Origin of the sequence: Paenirhodobacter sp. (genome assembly GCF_050177655.1) — a bacterium.
Taxonomy (GTDB): domain Bacteria; phylum Pseudomonadota; class Alphaproteobacteria; order Rhodobacterales; family Rhodobacteraceae; genus Rhodobacter.
The window spans coordinates 1-23,488 of record NZ_JBFXGV010000044.1 but is presented as its reverse complement, the minus strand read 5'-3'; the positions used below and the strand labels follow the sequence as shown (position 1 = coordinate 23,488).

Below are 23,488 nucleotides of genomic sequence, written 5' to 3'. Positions count from 1 at the left end.
GGCCCTCTCACGCCACGATCTCGATCAGCGGTGCGCCGGGCTGACGGCCTGCCGCCTCCGCCGCCCGGGCAAAACTGCCGTGCATCAGATCGTCGAGCGCGCCCTCATGCGGGGCGCCGACGACGACATGGCGCGCCCCTTCCGCCGTGGCCCGGGTCAGCGCGGCGCGCACCGCCTGGCCGGGCGTCGCGTGCAGCACCGCGCCGGTGGCGGGGAGACCCGCCGCCGCGATCCGCGCGCAGGCGGCGGCGACGATCGCCTCGGCCCGGGCGCGCGGCTCGGGATCGGCCTCCTCGCCGTCGAGCACCTCGGAGATCCGCACATGGAGGGCCAGCACCTGCGCGCCGGCGGCCTGCGCCAGCGCCGCGGCGCGGTCGAGCACGCGCGCATCCGCCGCGCTGCCATCGACGGCGGCCACGACGAGCGGCTTTGCCAGTGCCGCGGCGGGGGCGGCCTTGTGATGCGCGATCGTCGCGCGGCGCAGCCAGAGCGTCGCGGGGGCGAGGAGCGCGGCCAGCGCCGCGACGGCGAAGGCGGTCATCACCGAGGCGTGCTCGGCGATCGTCGGCACCGCCCAGGGCGCGACCACGCCCGCGAACCAGCGCAGGAAGTTGTAGCCCGCCGAGGCGACCGGCCGCGGCACGTCGGAGACCTCGAGCGCGAGCTCGGTGAAGAGGGTGTTGCACAGGCCCATGATCGCGCCCGAAAGCACCACCGCCGCGGCGATCGCGGGCTTGTTGCCCGATCCCATCACCAGAAGCAGCGCCGCCAGCCCGGCGAGGGCCACCGCCACCACCGGCACGAGACCGAAGCGCGCCTCGACCCGGGGCGCGACGAAGACGGAGAAGAACGCGAGCATCAGCCCCCAGCCGAAGAAGATCGCCCCCACCGCATGGGCGGAAAGATCGAGCACGAAGGGCGCGAAGGCGAGCACCGCGAAGAAGGCGAAATAGTAGAAGAACCCGGCGAGCGAGACGGTGAAAAGCCCCGGATGCCCGAGCGCGCGGACCGGCGCGCTGAGCGATGTCTTCTGCGCGGGCTTCGGCATGCCGGGCAGGAAGATCGCGATCGAGACGAGACCCACGGCCATCAGCGTCGCGGTGCCGAAGAAGGGCCAGCGCCAGGAGTGCGCCCCCAGCGCCGCGCCAAGCAGCGGCCCGACGGAGAGGCCAAGCCCCATCGCCGCCTCGTAGATCAGCACCGCGCGCCCGGTGCCGCCGCGCGTCACCGCGACCAGCACCGAAAGCGCCGTCACCACGAAGAAGGCGTTGCCAAGCCCCCATCCCGCGCGGAAGGCGACGAGTTCACGCACCGAGCCCGAGGTGCCGGCCAGCGCCGCGAAACAGACGATCAGCGCCGCGCCCAGAAGCAGCGTCGCCCGCGCGCCGATCCGGCTCGAGACGAAGCCGGTGACGAGCATCATCACCGAGGTGACGAGGAAATAGGAGGTGAAAAGCAGCGAGACCTGCGACGGCCCGGCGTTGAGCCCCGCCGCGATCGAGGTCAGGATCGGATCGACGAGGCCGATCGACATGAAGCCGACGACACAGGCGAAGGCGGTGGCCCAGACGGCGGTCGGCTGATCGCGGAAACGGCCGGAAGCGGCGCCGGGGAGGGCGCCCGAAGGGAATTGCGACATGGATCACTCATGGAAACGAGGGGGGCGGGCTTGCCGCAGGGCGACTCACCCTGTAAAATTTGTGTATCGTTCAAATAGTGTATTATGCAAGTAATTGGAGACGGTGATGCCGGAGAGAGAGACCGGGGCGGAGGCCTCGCCCGGAACGCGGGCCATCGAACATGATCTGGCGCTGCTCGTGCGCGCGCTGGAGGGGCTTTATCGCGCGCGAAAACATCCGCTCGACCGCGCGCAATATCTGCTCCTGCTCGCGCTGCGCGAGGGGCCGCGGACGAGCGGCGATCTGGCGGCGGCGCTTGGGCTCGACCATTCCACGGTGACGCGCCAGATCGCGGCGCTGGAAAAGGGCGGGCTGATCACCCGCCGCCCCAATCCGCGCGACCGGCGCAGCGCGCTGATCGGCGCGAGCGTGGAGGGGCGCACGCGCTGCGACGAGATGCAGGGGCAGCGGCTTGCCCGGCTCGAGGGCCTGCTCGCCGGCTGGGACGAGGCGGAACGACAGCGCTTCGCCACCGATATCGCGCGGTTCAACGCGCTGCTGCGCGCCTCGAAACGCCGCGGCTGAGCGCCCCGCCGCGCATCGCCGCGCCCCTTTTGCACAAGGGGCTTTCCCTTCTGCGCGAAAGCGGCTAGAAGCCGCGCTTCCGCCCAATCGAAAGCCCCTGACATGACCGAGTTCGAAAACCTTCCCGCCGCGCTCTCCGAGGCGCTGGCCGCGAAGGGCTATGCCGCCCTGACCCCCGTGCAGGAGGCGGTCTCCGACCCGGCACTGGCGGGGCGCGACCTGCTCGTCTCGGCGCAGACCGGTTCGGGCAAGACGGTGGCCTTCGGCCTCGCGATGGCCTCCGAGCTGATGGCAGGGGGGGGCATCCCGCCCTATGCCGACACGCCGCGCGCCCTTGTCGTGGCGCCGACGCGCGAGCTTGCGCAGCAGGTCAGCCGCGAGCTCGGCTGGCTTTACGGCAAGGCCGGGGCGGTGATCGCGGGCGCCGTGGGCGGCATGGACGCGCGCAACGAACGTCGCGCGCTGGAACGCGGCGCGCATATCGTCGTCGGCACCCCGGGGCGGATCTGCGATCACATCCGCCGCGGCGCGCTGGACCTGTCGGCGCTTTCGGTCGTGGTGCTCGACGAGGCGGACGAGATGCTCGACCTCGGCTTCCGCGAAGACCTCGAATTCATCCTGGAATCGGCGCCCGAGACGCGGCGCACGCTGATGTTCTCGGCCACCGTGCCGCCGGGCATCGCCAAGCTCGCCGCAGTCTTCCAGCGCGACGCCGAGCGGATCTCGACCATCGCGGCGCGCGAGCAGCATGCCGACATCGACTATCGCGCCCTCGTCGTCGACAAGTCCGACCGCGAGAACGCGATCGTCAACGTGCTGCGCTTCCATGAGGCGGAGCGCGCCATCGTCTTCTGCTCGACCCGCGCGGCGGTGACGCATCTGACCGGCAAGCTGCTCAACCGCGGCTTTTCCGTCGTCGCGCTCTCGGGCGAGCTGACGCAAGACGAACGTTCCCGCGCGCTGCAGATGATGCGTGACGGGCGCGCCCGCGTCTGCATCGCCACCGATGTCGCCGCGCGCGGCATCGACCTGCCAGGCCTCGAGCTCGTGGTGCACGCCGATCTGCCGCAGAACCGCGAGGGGATGCTGCACCGCTCGGGCCGCACCGGGCGCGCCGGCAAGAAGGGCATCTCGGCGCTGATCGTGCCGTTCAACGTCCGCTCGAAGGCGGAGCGGCTCCTGCGCGAGGCGGGCGTCAACGCCACCTGGGAAACCGCGCCGACGCCCGACGACATTCTGGCGCGCGACGCCGAGCGGATGCTGGCCGAGCCGGCGCTGACCGAGCCGGCGACGGCGGAGGAATTCGACGGCATCGAACGGCTGCTCGCGGCCTTTGAGCCGAAGCAGCTCGCCGCCGCCGTGCTGCGCCATTTCCGCGCCGCCCGCACCGCGCCCGAAGACCTGACCCCGGTCACGCTCGATGGCGCGATCAAGCCGCGCGCGCGTGAGGAATTCGGCAATTCGCGCTGGTTCCGGCTCAGCATGGGCCATGACCAGTGGGTCGATCCGAAATGGCTTTTGCCGATGCTGTGCCGCGCGGGCGATCTGACGCGCCGCGACATCGGCATGATCCGGGTGATGCAGGACCACACCTTCGTGCAGATCCACGCCGAAGCGGCGGGCCGCTTCGAAGGGTCGCTCGCGCCCTCGATGGTGATGGAGGACAAATGCACGGTCGAGGCGCTGGCCGAGGCGCCCGAGGGGCTCGACCGCCCGGCGCCGCGCCCGTCGCGCTGGTCGAAGGACGGCGACGATCGCGCCCCGCGCAAGCCCCATCGCAAGGGCCAGAGCTATGGCGAGGGCGCGCCGAAACCGCCGCGCAAATACGAGCGTGCCGAGGGTGATGCCCCGCGCGCCCCGCGCAAGTATGAGCGTGCCGAGGGCGATGCCCCGGCGAAACCCGCCCGCAAATATGACCGCGCCGAGGGCGAGGGCGCCGCGTCGAAGGGGCGCAAATCGGCCCCCTGGGCGCGCGAGGGCGGTCATGGCGGCGCGGCGAAGACCGAGAGCAAGCCCGGCTTCAAGCCGAAGGCGAAATTCGGCAAGCCCGGCGCCAAGCCCGGCCCGAAACCGGGCGGCAAGAAACCCTACACGAAATGAAAAAGGGGGCCGCGCGCCCCCTTTTCCTTGGCCAAAATACTCAGGAACCGCTCAGCCGTTGCGGATCGTCTCGATCATCAGCGCGACGTTCTCCGGGTCGGCGTCGGGCGTGATGCCATGGCCGAGGTTGAAGATATGCGGCCCGCCGCGGAAGGCCTCGACGACGTGGCGCGTCGCCTCGACCAGCGCCGGCCCGCCGGTGACCATGTGCTTCGGATCGAGGTTGCCCTGCACGCAGCCGTCGATCTGCACCTTCGCCGCCGCCCATTCCGGCGTCACCGAATTGTCGATCGCGACGCAATCCGCCCCGGTCTTCTTCGCGAAACCGATGTAGCCCTCGCCCGCCTCGCGCGGGAAGGCGATCACCGGCACATGCGGGAAGCGCGCCTTCAGCGCGGTGATGATCCGCGCCGCGGGGGCGACGGCGAAATCCTCGAAATCCTGGCCCTTCAGGCTCCCCGCCCAGCTGTCGAAGAGCTTGACGACCTCGGCCCCGGCCTCGATCTGCTGCGAGAGATAGGCGATCGTCGCCTCGGTCAGCAGGTCGATCAGCCCGGCGAAAGTGGCGCGATCGGCGGCCTTGAGCGCATGCGCCGGCCCCTGGTCGCGGGTGCCGCGCCCGGCGATCATATAGGTCGCCACCGTCCAGGGCGCGCCGGCGAAACCGATCAGCGTGGTCTCGGCGGGCAGCTCGCGGCGCAGGATCCGCACCGTCTCGTAGATCGGGGCGAGCGTGTCGTGCACGTCGTCATGGGCCTTCAGCGCGGCCAGTTCGGCGGGCGTCGTCACCGTGGTCATCCGCGGCCCCTCGCCGGTCTCGAACCAGAGATCGACGCCAAGCGCCTGCGGCAGCAAGAGGATATCGGCAAACAGGATCGCGGCGTCGAAACCGTAACGCCGGATCGGCTGCAGCGTGACCTCGGCGGCCAGTTCGCTGTCATAGCAGAGCGAGAGGAAATCGCCGGCCTTCGCGCGGGTCGCGCGATATTCCGGCAGGTAGCGCCCCGCCTGACGCATCATCCACACCGGAGGGGTCGGCAGGGTCTCGCCGCGCAGCGCGCGCAGGATCGTCTTATCGGTCATCGGGGCTCTCCTTTGCCCCCTTCATCGCGGCCTGCGTCCGAATGTCAAGCATCGCGCGCGTCGCGCCGCTTGCGCGGGCAATCGGTCGCGGCTATGCGGGGGACATGGAACAGATGCCCACCGAGAAATCCCCGCTGAAGATCGGCACCCGCGGTTCGCCGCTGGCTCTCGCCCAGGCTTTCGAAACGCGCGACCGGCTGATGGCGGCCCATGGCCTGCCCGAGGGCGCCTTCGAGATCGTGGTGATCTCCACCTCCGGCGACAACGCCGCGCTGATCGCCGCCGACAAGCCGCTGAAGGAGCTTGGCGGCAAGGGCCTCTTCACCAAGGAGATCGAGGAGGCGATGCTGGCCGGGCGCATCGACATCGCCGTGCATTCGATGAAGGACATGCCGACGGAACAGCCCGAGGGGCTGCTCCTCGACTGTTACCTCCCGCGCGAGGACACCCGCGACGCCTTCGTTTCGCTCGCGCATGGCAGCCTCGCCGATCTGCCCACGGGGGCGGTCGTCGGCACCTCGAGCCTGCGCCGGCGCGCGCAGCTCGCCTATCGCCGGCCCGACCTGACGCTCGTCGAGTTCCGCGGCAATGTGCAGACCCGGCTGCGCAAGCTCGAGGAGGGCGTGGCGAGTGCCACCTTCCTCGCGATGGCGGGGCTGAACCGGCTCGGCAAGGCCGCGGTCGCGCGCTCGGCGATCCCGCCCGAGGAGATGCTGCCCGCCGTCGCGCAGGGCGCGATCGGGATCGAGCGGCGCGCGGCGGATGCGCGTTGCGCGGCGCTGCTCGCGCCGATCCACGACGGCCCGACGGGCGAGCGGCTGAGCGCGGAACGCGCCTTCCTCGCCACGCTCGACGGCTCCTGCGAGACGCCGATCGCCGGGCTCGCGCTGCTCGAGGGCGGCGAGATCTGGCTGCGCGGCGAGATCCTGCGCCCCGACGGCTCCGAAGCGATCGGCGGCGACCGCCGCGGCGCGATTTCGGACGCGGCCGAACTGGGCGCCGATCTCGCGCGCGAGCTGCTCGGTCTGGCGCCGAAGGGCTTCTTCGACTGGCGCTGAGCCGGTGGCGCCTGCGGACGCTCCGCGGGGGATATTTCTTCACTTTGGAAGCGCAGGGTTTCCAAAGTGCCCAAATATCCCCGCCGGAGGCTCCTCCCTCTCCGCCGCAGCCGCGGCTGCCGGTTTGCCCCCCTTGCGCCCGCGCCCGCCCGGGCGCATGAGGCGGCCATGTCGATCCCGTCCCTTGCCACGCTCGCCTCGCCCTTCCGCCCGATCCTGCGCGATCCGGCGCTGATGCTGGCCGCGGTTCTCATCACCCTTTTCGGTCTGCATGCGGCGACGCTCGCGCCCTATGTCTCGACCCTCGCCGTCACCGTCTTTCATCTGAGCGACGGCGCCTTTTCCGCGATTCTCGTGCTCGCCTCGCTGATCGCGGTCTCCTCCTCGGTGGGCTTCGGCATCCTCGCCGATCAGCGCGCCAATCGCCGCGCGATCGCGCTGGCGACCGGGGTGGCGCTGACGCTCGGCACCGGGCTCGTCACGCTCGCCCCGCGCACGCCGAGTTTCGTGATCGCGCATGCGCTGCTCCTGCCGATCTCGGGCTCCTTCTTCGGCCAGCTCTTCGCGCTCGCCCGCCTCGCCGCGACGACCCATCCCGAGCGCGACCGCCCCGCGATCCTCTCCACCCTGCGCGCGCTTTTCGCGCTGGCCTGGGTCGTCGCGCTGCCGATCTGGTCTGTGGCCTTCCGCGCCGGCGTGCCGCTCACCGCGGTCTATCCGGTCTGCCTGATCGCGGCGGTGGCGATTCTCGCGCTGATCTGGGCCTTCTGGCCGCGCGACGGGGCCACGCGCTGGCCCGACCCGCGCTCGGGGCTGAGCTTCCGCGCCGCGCTGCGCGAGATCGCCGAGCCCGCGGTGCTGATCCGGGTGCTGGCGCTTGGCACGATCAACGGCGCGGTGATGCTTTATCTGATCGTGATCGGCCTCGTCTTCGCCACGATCCCGGGGCGCGGGGCGGAGGATACCGCGCTTTATGCCGGGCTGATGGCGGGGCTCGAGGTGCCCTTCATGCTGGCGCTGCCCGCGGTCTTGCACCGGCTGCCGCGCACCGGGTTCATCTGGCTCGGCATGGCGCTTTATGCGGTGCATCTCGCGGGCCTTCCGCTGCTGGCCGCGACGCCCTGGGTCTGGATCCTGACGCTTTTCGGCGCGGTCGGCGGCGCCGTGGTGCTGACCCAGCCGATGGCCTATCTGCAGGATCTGCTTGGTGCGCGGCCCGGCGCGGGGGCCTCGCTGATGGCGCTGCAAAAGCTTGCGGGTGACGTGATCTGCGCGGGCACCTTCGCGATCGGCACCGCGCTTTCGGGCTACGCGCTTACTGCAGTGATCGGCGCCACGCTCGGGCTGATCGGCGGCGGCATGCTCTGGGCGCTCGACCGCCGCCGCTGAGCCTGCCGGCGCTGCGGCTCTAGCGCCGCGCCTGCCCCAGCAGCTCGAGCACCTTCGGCCCGAGCGCGGCGACCACCAGCTTCACCCCCGCGGGCGCCGGGTGCAGCCCGTCGGCCTGCATCAGCCCCCGCGCCGCGCGCTCCTCGGGCGTGACCGCGGCGATCGGGGCAAGCAGGTTGGGCAGCAGGAGCGCGTGATATTTCGCGGCCAGTTCGGGCCAGATCGCATCGAATTTCGCCTGATACTCCGGCCCGTAATTGCCCGGCGCCTTCACCCCGATGAGCAGCACCGGCAGCCCGCGCCCGGTCACCTCGGCCAGCATCGCATCGAGGTTCTCGCGCGCGATCTCGGGCGGCAGGCCGCGCAGGATGTCATTGCCGCCAAGCTCGATCATCACCGCGGTGGTCTTGTCGTCGAGCGACCAGTCGAGCCGCGCGCGCCCGCCCGCGGTGGTGTCGCCCGAAACCCCGGCGTTGATCACGCTGACCTCGGCGCCCTGCGCGCTCAGCCAGGCCTGCAGCTGCGGCACGAGCCCGTCCTCCGGCATCAGCCCGTAGCCCTGGGTCAGGCTGTCGCCGAGCGCGACGAGTTCGGCCGGCGCCGCGGCGAGCGGTGCGGCCGAAAGCAGCGTGGCGAGAATTGCCGTGCGAATTCCCTTGCTTGCGCGCCGGAACGGTCCATATCCGAGGGGGTGACGCGAAAGGAAGGTTTCGATGGTGACGCCGAAAACGGACATTGTGCTCTCCCTCGCGGACGCCCGGCTGACGCTTGACGGCAATGCCGGGCCGGTCGAGATCCTGCGCGGCATTTCGCTAAAGATCAACCGGGGCGAAAGCGTCGGTCTGACCGGGCCCTCGGGCTCGGGCAAGTCCTCGCTGCTCATGCTGATGGGCGGCCTCGAGCGCCCGAGCGCGGGCGAGGTCAATGCGCTCGGCCATGATCTTTCGATGATGGGGGAGGACGCGCTTGCCCGGTTTCGCCGCGGCAACATGGGCATCGTGTTCCAGTCCTTCCACCTCGTGCCGACGATGACGGCGCTCGAAAACGTCGCGCTGCCGCTCGAGATCGCGGGGGCGGCCGACGCCTACGACCGCGCAGAGGCAGAGCTGGAGGCCGTGGGCCTTGGCCATCGGCGCAACCATTACCCGACCGAGATGTCGGGCGGCGAGCAGCAGCGCGTGGCGCTGGCACGTGCCGTCGCGCCGCGCCCCGAGATCCTGCTCGCCGACGAGCCGACAGGCAACCTCGACGCGAAAACCGGTGCCGCAATCGTCGATCTGCTGTTCGGCCTGCAGGCGAGCCACGGCGCGACGCTGATCCTCGTCACCCATGCGGCCGATCTCGCCGCGCGCTGTTCGCGTGTGGTGCAGATCGCCGACGGGCAGATCGTCGGCGACAGCGGAGCCGGCGCATGAGACCCGCCCCCGCCGTCACCTGGCGCATCGCCCGGCGCGAGCTGCGCGGCGGCATCCGCGGCTTTCGCGTCTTCCTGCTTTGCCTGATGCTCGGCGTCGCGGCGATCGCGGCGGTGGGCCTCGTGCGCGAGTCGATCCGGCAGGGGCTTGCCGCGCAGGGCGCGGTGCTGCTCGGCGGCGATGCGCAATATGAATTCACCTATCGCCGCGCCACCGCGGAGGAGCGCGACTGGATCGCCGCCCATGCCGCGCGGGTCTCCGAACTCGTCAGCTTCCGCTCGATGGTGACGACGATGGACGGGGGCGATTCTGCGCTCACCCAGGTGAAGGCGGTGGATGGGGCCTGGCCGCTTCTGGGCAAGGCCGAGCTCGACCCGCCGCGCGATCTGTCCGCGCTGGGCGGTGAGGTGCCGGGCGCCTTTCTCGACCCGGTGCTCGCTGACCGGCTCGGGCTGAAGACCGGCGATCATTTCCGTATCGGCGGGCAGGAGTTCCGCCTTGCCGCACGCCTCACGCGCGAGCCCGACAGCACCGGCATGGGCGTCGCCTTCGGGCCGCGCAGCCTCGTGAGCCTGAGCGCGATCGAGGGCACGCCGCTCCTCGCCCCCGGCACGCTTTTTGAAAGCGACTACCGCGTCACCCTGCGCCCGGGCGAGACGCTCGCCGCGCTGAAATCCGCGGCGGAGCGCCGGTTCGACGGCGCCGGCATGCGCTGGTCGGATGCGCGCCGCGCCGCCCCCGGGGTGGAGCGGTTCACCGACCGGCTCGGCGCCTTCCTCGTGCTCGTGGGGCTTGCCGGGCTTGCGGTGGGCGGCGTCGGCATCTCCGCCACCGTCGCCGCCTGGATCGAGCGCAAGGCCGCCACGATCGCGACGCTGCGCGCGCTCGGCGCCACTTCGCGGATGATCCGCGGTGCCTTCCTGATCCAGCTCGGCCTGCTCGGGGCGCTGGGCATCGGCGCGGGGCTCGTGCTCGGCGCGGGGGCGGTGCTGGCCGCCGCCGGGCCGATCGCCGCGGCGATGCCGATCCCGGTTTCGGTGACGCTCTCCGTGCGCCCGCTCGCCGAGGCCGCGCTTTACGGCGGGCTCACCGCCGCGATCTTCGCGCTCTGGCCGCTTGCCAGAATGGAAAGCCTGCGCGCCGCCGCGCTTTACCGCGACACAGGCGCCGCGCGCGGCCGCCCGCGCGGGGCGGCGCTTGTCGTGATCCTCGCGCTCGTCGCGGCACTCGTCGGGGCGGCGACCTGGCTTTCCGGCCTGCCCGGCCTCACGCTCGCGACGCTCGGCGGCGTGGCCGGTGCGCTTCTTTTGCTCGCGCTCGCCGCGCGGCTGATCCGCCGGCTCGCCCGGGTGCTCACCCATCGCGCCCGCGGCCGCCCGGCGCTGCATGCCGCGCTCGCCGCGATCGGCTCGCCGCGCTCCGAGGCGGCCTCGGTGATCGCGGCGCTGGGGCTTGGGCTTTCGGTCCTCGCCGCCGTCGGCCAGATCGACGCCGGGCTGCGCGGCGCGATTGCCCGCGATCTGCCGAAACTCGCCCCCGCGTTTTTCCTGATCGACATCCGCCCCGACGACCTCGCCCCGCTCGAGGCACGGCTGCACAAGATCGCCGGCGTCAGCCGGATCGAAAGTGCGCCGATGCTGCGCGGGGTCATCACGAAAATCAACGGCGAGAGCGCGCGCAAGGTCGCGGGCGAGCATTGGGTGCTGCGCGGCGATCGCGGCGTGACCTTCTCCGACACCCCGCGCGAGCCGCTGACCGCGGGCCAGTTCTGGCCGAAGGATTATCAGGGCCCGCCGAAGGCGAGTTTCGCCGCGAAGGAGGCGCAGGAGCTTGGCCTGAAACTCGGTGACGAGATCACGGTGAACATCCTCGGCCGCGACATCACCGCGCAGATCACCTCCTTCCGCGACGTCGATTTCTCGAGCCTCGGCATCGGCTTCGTGTTGACGCTGAACCCCGCGGCACTGGCGGGTGCGCCGCACAGCGACATCGCGACCGTCTACGCGCCCCCCGCAGCGGAGGCGCCGGTGCTGCGCGCGATCGCGCAGGATTTCCCGGGCGTCACCGCGATCGCCGTGCGCGAGGCGATGGGGCGGGTGAGCGAGGCGCTCGGCGCGATCGCGCGGGCGGTGGCCTTGGCCGCCTCGGTCACGCTGGTCACCGGTTTCGCGGTGCTGATCGGCGCCGCGGCGGCGGGTGAGCAGGGCCGCGCCTGGGAGGCGGCGCTGCTGAAAACGCTCGGCGCCACGCGCGCGACGATCCTGTGGTCCTTCGCGCTGCGCGCGGTGCTGATGGGCGCGGCGGCTGGCGTGATCGCGGTCGGTGTCGGTGCGCTCGCCGGCTGGGCGGTGCTGCATTTCGTGATGGAGGCGAGCTATCGCTTCGCGCCGCTGCCCGCGCTCGCGATCATCGGCGGCGGGATCGTCGCGGTGCTGCTCGCCGGGCTCGTCTTCGCGCTGCGCCCGCTGGCCACGCGCCCGGCCTCGGTGCTGCGCGCCTCCGAGTGAGCGGCGCGCGGGTGGCGGTTGCGGACGCTCCGCGGGGGATATTTCGGCACTTTGGAAACCGAAGTCCCGGGAGTGGGGGGATTTACCTCCGGAGAGGCGAGGGGTTTCTATAGAGCAAAAATATCCCCGCCGGAGGCATCCGACGGGGCCAATTTCGAACCGTTCGTCAGGGGTTCAGGCGCGCAGCCCGGCCTCGGCCAGGATGCCGCGGCGCTTCGCCTCGTAATAATAACCCTTGGCATACCACATCATCGCGGTCTTTTCGTCGCCATCGGCGCAGAGCCAGGCACCGCGCAGGTATTTCACACCATATTTCAGGTTTGTGTCGGCCTGCAGCAGGTCGCCCGGGGTGCCGGCAAAGCCCATGCCACGCGCGGTCTGCGGCAGGATCTGCATCAGCCCGTAATAGGGGCCGTTGCGCGCGCCGGGATTGTAGCCGCTCTCGCGCTGCACCACGCGATGCACCAGCGTGCGGGGCACCTCGTAATGGTCGGCGAAATGGTTGATCAGGCCGCGGACCTCGTGGCTTTCGCCCGGAAACAGCGGCAGCGCATCGGCGGGCGGGGCTTTCGAGGAGAAGCGCGCATTGTCACCACAGGCCGTGAGCGCGAAAAGCGCGGGGGCGGCGAGAAGCAGACGGCGTCGGGTCAGCATCGGAACTCCGGGTCGGACCATGTTCACGCCTTCGATACAATCTCGGAGGTTTTTGGCAAGCTTGCGTGATCGGAGCGGGGTCCGATCGGCGGGGTTTCGCCGATCACGGCCCCGGTTTCCCCTGATTTTTGCGGGATTGGCCGGTTTTGGCGCGTCCTTCTGCGCAATCTGCGGGCAGTGCCGCGATTGCGGGCAGGGAGGGGCCCGCGGGTGGAATACATTCGTCAACTTGAATTCGAGCGCGGGCAATGCTAGGGGAACGGCAATCCTGCAACCCCGATCCACCCTTTCCGGAGCCTCCCCCATGAACCTCGATCGCGCGATCTTCGCCTTTGCCGGCGTGATGATCATCCTGAGCGTGCTGCTGACCTGGTACGTCTCGCATTACTTCCTGTGGTTCACCGTCTTCATCGGCGCGAACCTGCTGCAATCGGCCTTCACCGGCTTCTGCCCGGCGGCCGCGATCTTTTCGAAACTGGGCCTGAAGTCGGGCTGCGCCTTCGAGAAGAAGTGATCCCCTCCGTCGGGATCCGGCGAAGCGGGCGGATTTCCGCCCGCTTTTGCATTGAGGGCTTGCCGCGGCTTTGCTAGCCTGAGCGCCTGAAACCCGGAATTGCTGGGGAATGCCGGAGACAGAATGCACCGTCGCAATCTTCTGAGCGCGCTTGCCGCGCTGCCCCTCGTCGCGGCGCCGCAGGCGCTTTTCGCCGAGATCAAGCCCGAACCGAAGCCGGAAATCGAGACCGATCCGCCGAAGACATGGCCGATCGCGCCGCAATTCTATCCGAAGCAGGTGAAGGTGAAGCCCGACCTGCCGGTGGGCTCGATCATCATCGTCTCCGATCGCTTCTTTCTTTACCACATCATCGCGCCGGGCGTGGCGATGCGCTACGGCGTCGCCGTGGGCCGCGATGAGCTGAAGTTCCGCGGTACGGCCTATGTCGGGCGCAAGGTCGAATGGCCGAGCTGGAAGCCGACGCCGGAAATGGTGCAGCGCAGCCCCAGCCATTACGCGCAATATGCCGAGAGCGGCATGCCCGGTGGGCCGCGCAATCCGCTCGGCGCGCGGGCGATGTATCTGTACCAGAACGGCCATGACACCGCGATCCGCATCCATGGCACGACCGAGCCCTCCTCGATCGGCCATGCCGTCTCGAACGGCTGCCTGCGGATGGTGAACGACCATGTCATCGAGCTTTTCAGCCAGGTGCCGGTGGGCACGCCGGTGACGGTCTACTGATGCAGATCACCTCGGTCGCGCAGGCGATCGCGCTGGATTACGACACGATCATCGACGTGCGCGCGCCGGCCGAATATGCCGAGGATCACATTCCGGGCGCGATCAACCTGCCCGTGCTCGACGATGCCGAGCGCGCGCGGGTCGGCACGATCTACAAGCAGGTCTCGCCCTTCGATGCGCGCAAGATCGGCGCGGCGCTGGTCGCGGCGAATGCCGCGCGGCATCTGCAGGGGCCATTGGCCGACAAGCCCGGCGGCTGGCGCCCGCTCGTCTATTGCTGGCGCGGCGGGCAGCGCTCGGGCTCTTTCGCGACGATCCTGCGGCAGGTCGGCTGGCGCACCGATCTGGTCGAGGGCGGTTACAAGGCCTGGCGCGGGGCGGTGGTTGCGGCGCTTTCCGAGCCGCCCGCGGCGCGCTTCGTGGTGCTCGACGGCAATACCGGATCGGCCAAGACCGACATTTTGAAGGCGGCAAAGGCGCAGGGCGCGCAGGTGATCGACCTCGAGGGGCTGGCGAACCATCGCGGCTCGATCTTCGGCGCGATGCCGGGCGGCCAGCCCGCGCAGAAGGGGTTCGAAAGCCGCCTTGCCGTGGCGCTGGCCCGGCTTGACCCGGCGCGCCCGGTGCTGATCGAGGCGGAAAGCTCGAAAGTGGGGGAGATTTTCCTGCCGAAGGGGATCTGGCAGGCGATTTGCGCGGCGCCGCGGATCCGCCTCGTCGCGCCGCTCGACGCGCGCGCAGCCTATCTCGCCCGCGCCTATGCCGATATTGCGGCGGATCGTGAGGGGCTGGCCGCGTTGATCGAGAAGCTGCGACCGTTCCAGAGCGGTGAGACGATCGCGCGCTGGCAGGGCTGGGCGGGGGAGGGCGCGCTTGCGCCGCTCGCGCGTGAGCTGATGGCGCTGCATTATGACCCGCGCTACGAGAAGCACCGGGCCCGGCATGGTGCGGCGGAGATCGATCTTGCCGCGCCGAGTCTGGCTTCGGAGGCGCTGCCCGGTCTTGCCGCGCAGCTGATCGCCGCGGCCGAGGGGCTTACGCGCTGACGCGCAGCAGCGGCGCCCCGGCGACCATCGCGCCGATCTTCACTGCCGGAACCCCCGCCGCCTGCAATGCCGCAAGGGTTTCCGCGTCCCGCTCCGCCGGAACTGCGGCGAGCAACCCGCCTGCCGTCTGCGGATCGTAAAGCAACTCCGCCCGCGCCCCGGGCGGCGCGGTGACGCGCCCCGCGCAGGCGGCGATGTTCTGCGGCAAGAGGCTCGAGCCATGGCCTGCCGCGGCCAGCGCCTCGGCGCCCGGCAAAAGCGGCAGGCGGGTGAGCGCAATCTCCGCGCCGCAGCCGGAGGCGGAGCAAAGCGTCAGCAGATGCCCGGCAAGGCCGAAGCCGGTGACATCGGTCATCGCCGTCGCGACCGGGGCGAGGATAGCCGCGGCGGCGGCGGAAGAGGTCGCCATCGCGGCCCAGCAGGCGGCGACCTGATCGCCGGGCGCGGCCTTCGCCATCTCGGCGGCGAGGATCACCCCGGTGCCGAGCGGCTTCGTCAGGATCAGCGCCTCGCCCGGGCGCGCGCCCGCCTGCCCGACGGGGTGCGCGGCAAGGCCGGTGAGCGCAAAGCCGAGCATCACCTCGGCGCCAAGGCTCGTGTGCCCGCCGACGAGATCGGCGCCCGCGTCGCGCAGCACCTCGCCCGCGCCGGCGAGCATCTCGGTCAGCGCGCGCGCCGCCATTTCCTCGGACATCCGCGGCAGGGTCACCTGCGCGAGCGCCGCCTGCGGCGTGCCGCCCGCGGCCCAGATGTCGCCCATCGCATGGATCGCCACGATCCGGCCCAGCAGCCAGGGGTCTTCGGTGAAGGCGCGGACATGATCGGTGGTGAACAGCTGCGCCGCCTCGCCACAGGCCAGCACCGCGGCGTCGCTGCCCGCGCCAAGGCGCACATCGGCACGCGCGGGCGCGGGCAGGGTGGCGAGCACCTCGCGCAGCGCGCCTGCGCCAAGCTTGCCTCCACAGCCCCCGCAAAGCGGCTTTTGCCCCAGCACCTCCTCGACGCCCGCCGCGCGGTCGCGGGGCAGGGCGGGGGGCGCCATCGCCGGCAGGTCATGCACCATCGCCATGAAGCGCAGGTCGATCCGGTTCTTCCAGCGCCAGAGCCAGCGCCCGTCAAGCGGCAGGCGCCATTTGTCGGCGACGGCGATCCTGTCGCCCGCCGAGATCAGCTTGAGATAATCGCGCTGCGGGCGATAGGGCCGCATCGCCCCGCTGCCCGCCGCCGCGCGGAGGTTGTCAAACAGCACCGGCCCCTCGCGCACCGCATAGACCCCGGCCTTGGGCCGCGGGGCAAAGGCCAGATGCGCGACGTCGCCCGCGGCAAAGATCGCGGGATCGGAGCTTTGCAGCGTGGGCCCGACGGTGACGAAGCCCTCGTGCAGATCGAGCCCGGTCGCGCGCAGCCAGCCGGCCGGCCGCGTCGCCCCGGTGCCGAGGATGAAATCGGCGCTCTCGCGCTGCCCGTCAGCGAAAACGAGCGCGCGGGCCTCCACCGCAGCGATGCGGGAATTGGCACGGATCACCACCCCAAGCCGCGCGCAATGGCGCAAAAGCGCGCGCCGCGCCCCCGCACCGATCAGCGCGAGCGGCTGAGGCCCGGCCTCATGCACGGTGACCTCCGCCTGCGGCAGTCGGTGCCTGAAGGCCAGCGCGAGCTCGACCCCGGCAACGCCGCCACCGATCACCGCGACGCGCGCCCCGGGGCGCGCGCGGGCGCAGAACGCCTCCCAGGCATCGGCGAAGGCATCGAGCGGCTTCACCGGCACGGCATGCTCGAGAAAGCCGGGGATCTCGGGCATCACCGCGGTGATCCCGGTGTCGATCGAGGCGATGTCATAGGCGATCGGCGCGCGCCCGGGCACGGTGATCAGGCGCCGCGCGCGGTCGATCGCGGTGGCCTGCCCGAGCACCAGCCGCGCCCCGGCATGGCGCGCGAGCCGTACCAGATCGAGTTGCAGCGCCGCGCGCGGGTAATGGCCGGCGATATGGCCGGGCAGCATGCCGGAATAGGCCGCCGTCGGCAGCGGGTTGATCACGGTGAGTCGCACGCCGGGCAGCGGCGCCATTCCCCACATCCGCAGCACCAGCGCATGGGCATGGCCGCCACCGATCAGCACGATGTCGCGGGTGAGGGGCAGGTCGGTCTGCATCGGGGCGCTCCTTCGGGTGCCTCAGTGCTAGCCCGGCTGGCGGCGCAGGCCAATGGTCCGATTGCCGCGGCAGGGATCTGCGGAAATTCGCACGCAAGGCCCTTGACGCCCCGCGCGGCATCGCTTAGTCAGCGCGCCAGTGGCTAGGTAGCTCAGCTGGTTAGAGCACATGACTCATAATCATGGGGTCGGGGGTTCAAGTCCCCCCCTCGCCACCACCTTCCCCATCTTGCCGGTTGACTGACGTAAGCGCCCCGTGTTCGTCGCACACCTTCCTGCGGATCGCTGCGGGATGATCGCCCCCACGGGACGTGTTCCTGAGCCGCTTTGCCCTGCGCCTGAGTCGCGGTGCGCGGGCCGATTCTTCTTGCGCTGGCCGCTGGCGTCGACCTGCGCGGCCAGGCCGATCTAACCCACGGTATTCCTTGGCGCGATTCCGCGCGCGAAGATATGCGAGAAAGCCTGCGGAGCACCTGCATTACGAAAATATGAAATATCTCTTATAAATTTCATTTTATGCTCTACTGTCGTGGAAAATTCATGTGCCGCGGCGCCAGGTGACGACGTGGCCGAGGCGTTGGAGAGCGCAGATGATCCCGAACGAGCCGGCAGTTCTGGCCAATTCCCTCTGGACGGCGACGGCAAATCCCGCGCCTGACACGCCGCCGCTGGCGGGGGTGGAGGAGGCCGATGTCGCCATCGTCGGCGCCGGCGTGACCGGGCTTTCCGCCGCGCTGCATCTGGCCGAGCGGGGGCTGCGGGTCGTCGTGCTGGAGGCGCAGGCGATCGGCTGGGGCGCTTCGGGGCGCAATGGCGGGCAGGTGAACCCGGGCCTCAAGCATGATCCCGATCAGCTCCTGGCCGCGTTCGGCGCGGACATGGGCGGGCGGATGCTGCGCCTTTCGGGCGAGGCGCCGGCGCTGGTGATGGACCTCGTGCGCCGCCACGGCATCGACTGCGACGCGGTTCAGGCCGGCTGGCTGCAGCCCGCGCATAACGCCAAGGCGCTGCGCCTGCTCGAGGCGCGCGCCCGGCAGTGGCAGGCGCGGGGCGTCGATCTGCAGATCCTCTCGCGCGCCGAGATCCGCGACCGGATCGGGACGGAGGTCTATCTCGGCGGGCTCTTCGATCCGCGCGGGGCGGGGCTGCATCCGCTGAACTTCACCCTCGGGCTGGCCCGTGCGGCGCAGGCGGCCGGCGCGGTCATTCATGGCCAGTCTCCGGTTACATCCATGATGGAAAAGGGAAATATTCATGTCCTGCACTGCCCCGGGGGGCAGGTGACGGCGGCGCGGGTGCTTTTGTGTACCAATGGCTACAGCGATGACCTGCGCCCGCCGCTTGCGCGGACGCTGGTGCCGGTGCGCTCGGTGCAGGTGGCGAGCGCGCCGTTGCCGGAGGCGGTGCGGCGCACGATCCTGCCCGGGGGGCAGACCGCCTCCGACAGCCGGCGGGTGATGGTCTATTACAAGATCGACGGCGCCGGGCGGTTCGTGATCGGCGGGCGCGGCGATTACAATGACGGCACCACCGCGAAGCTGCAGGAGAACCTGCGCCGGATCGCGGGGGAGATGTTCCCGCAGATCGGCGCCGTGCCCTTCGAGCATGCCTGGGGCGGGTTCGTTGCGATGACGGCGAGCCACCTGCCGCATCTGACGCCGCTCGGCGCGGGGGTGATGTCGGCCACCGGCTACAATGGCCGCGGGCTGGCGCTCGGCACCGCGATGGGCCGGGTGCTGGCGGATTGGGCGACGGGCAAGCCGGAGGAAGATCTCGATTTTCCGGTCAGCGCGCCGCGCCCGATCCCCTTCCACCGGCTGCGCAAGGTCGCGGTGCGCGGCGCGGTGATGCTGTTTCGTGCGCAGGATGCTCTGGGCATTTGACAGATGTGAAAATCAAACATACATTTTCATAAATCAAAAAATCAAAGATCCGGTTTCCGATTCTCCGCCGCGATCTTGCAGACAGGGATGGGAGAGAAGATGCGACGACTGGCAAACGGAGCGGGGTTTCTGGCCGCGATGTCCGCGCCCGGCGCGCTGGTGACCTTTGGCCTCGTGGTCTTCGCGCTGGCGCTGGTGCTCGGGCTCGGGTTCCGGGTCAACGACCAGGGCCTTCTCCTCGGCCCGCTCTCGCTGAGCAATTTCGCGCAGATCGTCACCGACCCGCTCTATGCGACGGTGATGTTGCGCTCGCTCTGGATCTCGGGGCTGGTGACGCTGGCGACGGTAGTCACCGCCTATCCGGTGGCCTGGTATCTCGCCTTCCGCGCCGGCAAGCATCGCGGCCTGCTGCTCTTCCTCGTCACCCTGCCGTTCTGGACAAGCTACCTGCTGCGCGTCTTCGCCTGGAAGATCGTGCTCGCCTATAACGGCGTGCTGAACTCGGCGATGATCGAGCTTGGGCTCTGGGACAAGCCCTCGATGATGTTCCTCAACAACCCGGCGGCGGTGGTGGTGACGCTCGCCCATGCCTATGCGCCCTTCGCGATCCTGCCGATCTTCGTCGCGCTGCAGACGATCCCGCATTCCCTGCTCGAGGCGGGCTCGGACCTCGGCGCCTCGAAGGCGCAGCTCTTCTGGCGCGTCGTGCTGCCGATCTCGATGCCCGGGGTGTTGGGCGGCGCGCTCGTCGTCTTCGTGCCGACGCTGGGCGACTATGTCACGCCGTCGATGGTCGGCGGCCCGGGCAGCACGATGATCGGCAACCTGATCCAGGCGCAGTTCGGCAAGGCGAACGACTGGCCGTTCGGGGCCGCGCTCGCCACCGCCACGATGCTCGTCATCCTGATCGCCGTCGCGCTGGTGCGGCAGGCCGATCGCCGCTGGGGGAGCCGGACATGAAACAGGGCCGCCTGCTGCCGATCTACATCGGCGCCTATATCGTCTTTCTCTATCTGCCCGTGGCGCTGATCCCGCTGTTTTCGTTCAACGATTCGATTCAGGCGGCGTTCCCGATGAAGGGGCTGACGCTTGCGTGGTATCGCACGCTGCTGCAAACCCCGGCGATCGGGCAGGCGCTGCGCAACAGCTTGATCATCGCGATTGCCGCGGCGAGCATCGCCACGCTCTGCGCCACGACGATCACCTATCTCGAGGTCTTCCCGCGCCCGCCGCTCGCGCGGCTGATCGGCGCGCTCGCGCGGCTGCCGATCCTGATCCCGGGCGTGATCGTCGGCATCGCGCTCTTGATCCTCGTCAATCTCGCCGGGCTCGGCCCCTCGCGGATCGCCATCGTGCTGGGCCACGTTCTCGTCTGCCTGCCGGCCGCGGTTACCGTGCTGCGCGCGCGTTTCGCCGCGATCCCGCGCTCGATCTCGGAGGCGGCGGCGGATCTCGGCGCCTCCGATTTCACCGTGTTCCGCCGTGCCGTTCTGCCGCTTGCCTGGTCGGCGATCGGCTCGGCCTTCACGCTTTCCTTCCTCACCTCGTTCGACGAGTTCATCGTCGCCTATTTCCTCGCCGGCACGGAGCCCACCCTGCCGCTTTATATCTGGAGCCAGCTGCGCTTTCCGAAATCGCTGCCGGTGGTGATGGCGCTCGGGTCGCTGATCCTGCTGGTCTCCGCGCTGCTCGCGGGGGCGGCGGAACTCCTGCGCCGGCGCAGCCGGGTCTGAGCGACCCGGGACGACATAACAAGAAGACAAGACAACAGGACGAACACCGACATGGAGGTCACATCAATGAAGAAGACGCTCATCACGCTGACGCTCGCCGCGGGGATCGCGACCCCCGCGATCGCCGGGGACAAGCTGACCTATTTCACCTGGTCGGGCTATGAGCTGCCCGAGTTCAACCAGAGCTTCCTTACGGCGCATCCCGATGCGGTCGAGACCTCGGTCTTCGGCGACGACGACGACGCCTTCACCAAGGTCAAGGCGGGCTTCCACCCGGATCTCGCGCATCCCTGCTACGACAAGATCGCGCGCTGGAACAAGGAAGGGCTGCTGCAGCCGATCGACACCGCGCGGATCAAGAACTGGAACAACATCTATCCGGTGCTGCGCAACCTGCCCGACATCCAGGCGGGCGATGGCAAGGTCTGGATGGTGCCGTGGGACTGGGGCAATACCTCGGTGCTCTACCGCTCCGACCTCGTGGCGCCGGATGCCGAGCAGAGCTGGAACATGCTCTGGGATCCGCAATATGCCGGGCGCCTCGCCACCATCGACGCGGTGCATGACACGCCGGTCGTGGCCGCGCTGCTCGCCGGGGTCAGCCCCTTCGACATGGATGCCGAGGGGCTGAAGAAGGTCGAGGAGAAGCTGCGCGAACAGCGCCCGCTGCTCTCGAGCTACACCACCGACATGACCTCGGTCGAGCAGTCGCTCTCCTCGGGCGAGCTGGTCGCGGCGATGACCTGGAACGCCTCGGCGGTGGCGCTGAAGGCGCAGGGCGTGCCGGTCGAGTTCATGAACCCGAAGGAAGGCATGCTGACCTGGACCTGCGGCTTCGTGCTGCTGAAGGACGCCAAGAACGTCGATCTCGCCTATGATCTCATCAACAGCCGCCTCGAGCCCGACTCGGGCAAGGCGCTGATCGAGAATTACGGCTATGGCGCCTCGACTGCGACCGCCTTCGCCGAGGTGCCGCAGGAAAAGCTCGACGAGCTGAAGCTGCCTGCCGATCCGCAGACGATGCTCTCGACGACGGTCTTCACCGGGCCGATGAAGCAAAACGACGAGCTCGCCAAGATGTTCGAGCGGATCAAGGCCGGCGGCTGAGCGCCACAACCAAAGGGGCGGGGGCCGGTGGCACCCGTCCGCAGCCGGGAAGCGGGAAGAAAGAGACGATGGGTCAGGACAATTCGACGGAAGCCGCCGAAGCCGCGCGCGACGAGAACCTCGCCGATATCATGGTCGGGCGGCGCCTGCGCGCGCTCCGGCTCGAGGCGGGGCTGTCGCTGACCGAGCTGGCCGGACAGGCGGGGATCTCGGTCGGCGCGCTCAGCCAGATCGAGCGCGGGGTCTCCTCGCTCCGGGTGCGCACGCTCTGGCCGCTCGCCACCGCGCTGGGCGTCGATGCCGCGCGGCTGCTCGAGGACAGCGCCGAGAGCAATGACATCTACTGCGTGCGCGCGGGCAACCGGCGCGACATCCCGGTGCATTCCGAGGGGGTGCGCAAGCAGCTCCTCTCGCCGCCGGGCGCCACGCTCACCGGCATGCTGGTCGAGGTCGAGCCGGGCGGCGGCACCGCCGAGGCCTATGCGCATCAGGGCCACGAGTTCGGCTATGTGATGCAGGGCTCGGTGCAACTGGTGATCGACGGCACCACCTATCATCTGCGCACCGGCGACAGTTTCGCCTTCCGCTCGATGCTGCTGCATTCCTTCCGCAACGAGGGGGAGGAGCGCTGCATCATCATCTGGATCAATGCCACCAAGAAATCGGAGGTGCGCGATGACGAATGACGCGCTCTTGAGCCTGCGCGGCGTCAGCAAGATCTTCGGCAACGGGCATTTCGGCCTGAAGGAGATCGACCTCGACATCGCGGCGGGCGAATTCGTGAGCCTGCTCGGCCCCTCGGGCTGCGGCAAGACGACGACGCTGCGGGTGATCGCGGGCTTCGAGGCGGCCAGCGCGGGGCAGATCCTGCTCCACGGCGCCGAGATCGGGCACCTGCCGCCGAACCGGCGTCCGGTGAACACGGTGTTCCAGGATTACGCCGTCTTCCCGCATATGGACGTGGAGGAGAACGTTTCCTTCGGGCTTTCGGTGCGGGGCACGCCGCGCGCCGAGATCCGCCGCAAGGTGGGCGAGGCGCTCGAACTCGTGGGCCTCGCCGACAAGGCGAAACGCCCGGTTTCCGCGCTCTCGGGCGGGCAGCGCCAGCGCGTGGCCCTGGCCCGTGCGATCGTCTGCGAGCCACAGCTCCTGCTGCTGGACGAGCCGCTTTCCGCGCTCGACGCGAGCCTGCGCGAGCAGATGCAGATCGAGCTGAAGAACCTGCAGGCGCGGCTCGGCACCACCTTTGTGATGGTCACCCATGACCAGACCGAGGCGCTCTCGATCTCCGACCGGATCGCGGTGATGCAGGGCGGCGAGATCGAGCAGATCGCCTCCCCGGCCGAGCTTTACGACCGCCCCGCCACCCGTTTCGTCGCGGGCTTCATCGGCACGATGAACCTGCTGCCGGGCCGGGTCGCCGCCGATGGCCGGATCGAGATCCCCGGCTCCAGCCTGCCGATGCCCGAGGAGGCGCATGGGTTTTCCGCCGGCAGCGCGGTGGTGCTGGGCCTGCGCCCCGAGGATCTGGAGATCTCCGCCACCGCCGCCGGCGTGCCCCTGCGGGTCGAAAACGTGGTCTTCCACGGCCGCAGCCTGCGGGTGATCGGCCATATCGAAAGCGGCGAGGAGATGATCCTCGACGTGCCGCGCGCGGCCGCGGCCGTACTGCCCGCGGCGGGCGCGATGGCGGCGCTCAGCCTGCGGGCCGGCGCGGTGCCCGTGGTGCTGCCCGCCTGACCCTTCCCCTTTTCCCAGACGCCCGGAGACCGGACATGACCCAGTCCCTGCACTTCTACATCGACCGCGCCTGGGTGGCCCCCGTCACCCCCGCCGAGATCGAGGTGATCGACCCGGCGACCGAGCTCGCCTATGCGAAGATCTCGGCCGGCAGTGCCGCCGATGGCGACCGCGCCG

Annotated in this window: 20 protein-coding genes and 1 tRNA gene; 16 read left to right on the top strand and 5 right to left on the bottom strand. The window is 70.0% G+C overall.

The genetic code is table 11. The annotated features are described in order from the left end of the window. Nucleotides 1–7 precede the first annotated feature (7 nt). Nucleotides 8–1,639 carry an MFS transporter gene (locus tag AB7U46_RS14120; protein ID WP_428337620.1) on the bottom strand — a complete coding sequence of 544 codons (1,632 nt, stop codon included), beginning with the start codon at nt 1,637–1,639 and terminating at the stop codon, nt 8–10. A gap of 106 nt (nt 1,640–1,745) precedes the next feature. On the opposite strand from AB7U46_RS14120, the gene AB7U46_RS14115 reads away from it, so the two are divergent. Next, nucleotides 1,746–2,204 (top strand): MarR family winged helix-turn-helix transcriptional regulator, encoded by a 459-nt coding sequence (locus AB7U46_RS14115; protein WP_428337619.1) that lies wholly within the window; start codon nt 1,746–1,748, stop codon nt 2,202–2,204. Nucleotides 2,205–2,306: 102 nt separating this feature from the next. Continuing rightward, nucleotides 2,307–4,304: a DEAD/DEAH box helicase gene (locus AB7U46_RS14110; protein WP_428337618.1), complete on the top strand. Its 1,998-nt coding sequence runs from the start codon at nt 2,307–2,309 to the stop codon at nt 4,302–4,304. Nucleotides 4,305–4,355: 51 nt separating this feature from the next. Here the strand turns inward: AB7U46_RS14110 and hemE are convergent, their stop codons facing one another. Further along, entirely contained in the window at nt 4,356–5,387 is a 1,032-nt protein-coding gene (gene hemE, locus AB7U46_RS14105; protein ID WP_428337617.1) for a uroporphyrinogen decarboxylase, read from the bottom strand. Between the two features lie 113 nt (nt 5,388–5,500). On the opposite strand from hemE, the gene hemC reads away from it, so the two are divergent. Next, a complete protein-coding gene (hemC, locus tag AB7U46_RS14100; RefSeq protein ID WP_428337627.1) occupies nt 5,501–6,445 on the top strand; it encodes a hydroxymethylbilane synthase in 945 nt (314 codons plus the stop codon). Between the two features lie 168 nt (nt 6,446–6,613). Then, complete coding sequence (locus tag AB7U46_RS14095; protein ID WP_428337616.1) at nt 6,614–7,834, top strand: MFS transporter; 1,221 nt, start codon at nt 6,614–6,616, stop codon at nt 7,832–7,834. A gap of 19 nt (nt 7,835–7,853) precedes the next feature. Here AB7U46_RS14095 and AB7U46_RS14090 read toward each other — a convergent pair whose 3' ends face one another. Further along, complete coding sequence (locus AB7U46_RS14090) at nt 7,854–8,570, bottom strand: arylesterase (protein WP_428337615.1); 717 nt, start codon at nt 8,568–8,570, stop codon at nt 7,854–7,856. On the opposite strand from AB7U46_RS14090, the gene AB7U46_RS14085 reads away from it, so the two are divergent. Continuing rightward, nucleotides 8,548–9,249 carry an ABC transporter ATP-binding protein gene (locus tag AB7U46_RS14085; protein WP_428337614.1) on the top strand — a complete coding sequence of 234 codons (702 nt, stop codon included), beginning with the start codon at nt 8,548–8,550 and terminating at the stop codon, nt 9,247–9,249. The two genes, AB7U46_RS14090 and AB7U46_RS14085, sit on opposite strands and share 23 nt — an antisense overlap. After that, nucleotides 9,246–11,756, top strand: coding sequence for an ABC transporter permease (locus tag AB7U46_RS14080; RefSeq protein ID WP_428337613.1), 2,511 nt, complete (start codon nt 9,246–9,248; stop codon nt 11,754–11,756). The genes AB7U46_RS14085 and AB7U46_RS14080 overlap by 4 nt, the downstream gene beginning before the upstream one ends. Nucleotides 11,757–11,930: 174 nt before the next feature. Here AB7U46_RS14080 and AB7U46_RS14075 read toward each other — a convergent pair whose 3' ends face one another. Continuing rightward, on the bottom strand, nt 11,931–12,410 hold the full coding sequence (locus AB7U46_RS14075) for a transglycosylase SLT domain-containing protein (protein WP_428337612.1): 480 nt from the start codon (nt 12,408–12,410) through the stop codon (nt 11,931–11,933). Nucleotides 12,411–12,714: 304 nt separating this feature from the next. Between AB7U46_RS14075 and AB7U46_RS14070 the strand changes: the two genes are divergently transcribed. The 3 genes from AB7U46_RS14070 to mnmH all read left to right on the top strand — a co-directional run bounded on the left by AB7U46_RS14070 (nt 12,715) and on the right by mnmH (nt 14,696). Further along, nucleotides 12,715–12,924 (top strand): YgaP family membrane protein, encoded by a 210-nt coding sequence (locus tag AB7U46_RS14070; protein WP_428337611.1) that lies wholly within the window; start codon nt 12,715–12,717, stop codon nt 12,922–12,924. Nucleotides 12,925–13,047: 123 nt separating this feature from the next. Next, on the top strand, nt 13,048–13,650 hold the full coding sequence (locus AB7U46_RS14065) for a L,D-transpeptidase (protein ID WP_428337610.1): 603 nt from the start codon (nt 13,048–13,050) through the stop codon (nt 13,648–13,650). Further along, a complete protein-coding gene (gene mnmH, locus AB7U46_RS14060) occupies nt 13,650–14,696 on the top strand; it encodes a tRNA 2-selenouridine(34) synthase MnmH (RefSeq protein ID WP_428337609.1) in 1,047 nt (348 codons plus the stop codon). The genes AB7U46_RS14065 and mnmH overlap by 1 nt, the downstream gene beginning before the upstream one ends. On the opposite strand, the gene selD is transcribed toward mnmH, so the two are convergent. Further along, nucleotides 14,686–16,848 carry a selenide, water dikinase SelD gene (gene selD / locus AB7U46_RS14055; protein ID WP_428337608.1) on the bottom strand — a complete coding sequence of 721 codons (2,163 nt, stop codon included), beginning with the start codon at nt 16,846–16,848 and terminating at the stop codon, nt 14,686–14,688. The two genes, mnmH and selD, sit on opposite strands and share 11 nt — an antisense overlap. 141 nt (nt 16,849–16,989) lie before the next feature. Here selD and AB7U46_RS14050 point away from each other — a divergent pair. The 7 genes from AB7U46_RS14050 to AB7U46_RS14020 all read left to right on the top strand — a co-directional run bounded on the left by AB7U46_RS14050 (nt 16,990) and on the right by AB7U46_RS14020 (nt 23,311). Further along, nucleotides 16,990–17,066 (top strand) — tRNA-Met (locus tag AB7U46_RS14050). Between the two features lie 372 nt (nt 17,067–17,438). Further along, complete coding sequence (locus tag AB7U46_RS14045; RefSeq protein WP_428337607.1) at nt 17,439–18,731, top strand: NAD(P)/FAD-dependent oxidoreductase; 1,293 nt, start codon at nt 17,439–17,441, stop codon at nt 18,729–18,731. 99 nt (nt 18,732–18,830) lie between these two features. Then, nucleotides 18,831–19,691: an ABC transporter permease gene (locus AB7U46_RS14040; RefSeq protein ID WP_428337606.1), complete on the top strand. Its 861-nt coding sequence runs from the start codon at nt 18,831–18,833 to the stop codon at nt 19,689–19,691. Next, entirely contained in the window at nt 19,688–20,464 is a 777-nt protein-coding gene (locus AB7U46_RS14035; protein WP_428337605.1) for an ABC transporter permease, read from the top strand. The genes AB7U46_RS14040 and AB7U46_RS14035 overlap by 4 nt, the downstream gene beginning before the upstream one ends. A 66-nt stretch (nt 20,465–20,530) precedes the next feature. Then, complete coding sequence (locus AB7U46_RS14030) at nt 20,531–21,571, top strand: ABC transporter substrate-binding protein (RefSeq protein WP_428337604.1); 1,041 nt, start codon at nt 20,531–20,533, stop codon at nt 21,569–21,571. 68 nt (nt 21,572–21,639) lie between these two features. Next, a complete protein-coding gene (locus AB7U46_RS14025; RefSeq protein ID WP_428337603.1) occupies nt 21,640–22,257 on the top strand; it encodes a cupin domain-containing protein in 618 nt (205 codons plus the stop codon). Beyond that, complete coding sequence (locus AB7U46_RS14020; RefSeq protein ID WP_428337602.1) at nt 22,247–23,311, top strand: ABC transporter ATP-binding protein; 1,065 nt, start codon at nt 22,247–22,249, stop codon at nt 23,309–23,311. The genes AB7U46_RS14025 and AB7U46_RS14020 overlap by 11 nt, the downstream gene beginning before the upstream one ends. Nucleotides 23,312–23,488: the final 177 nt, after the last annotated feature.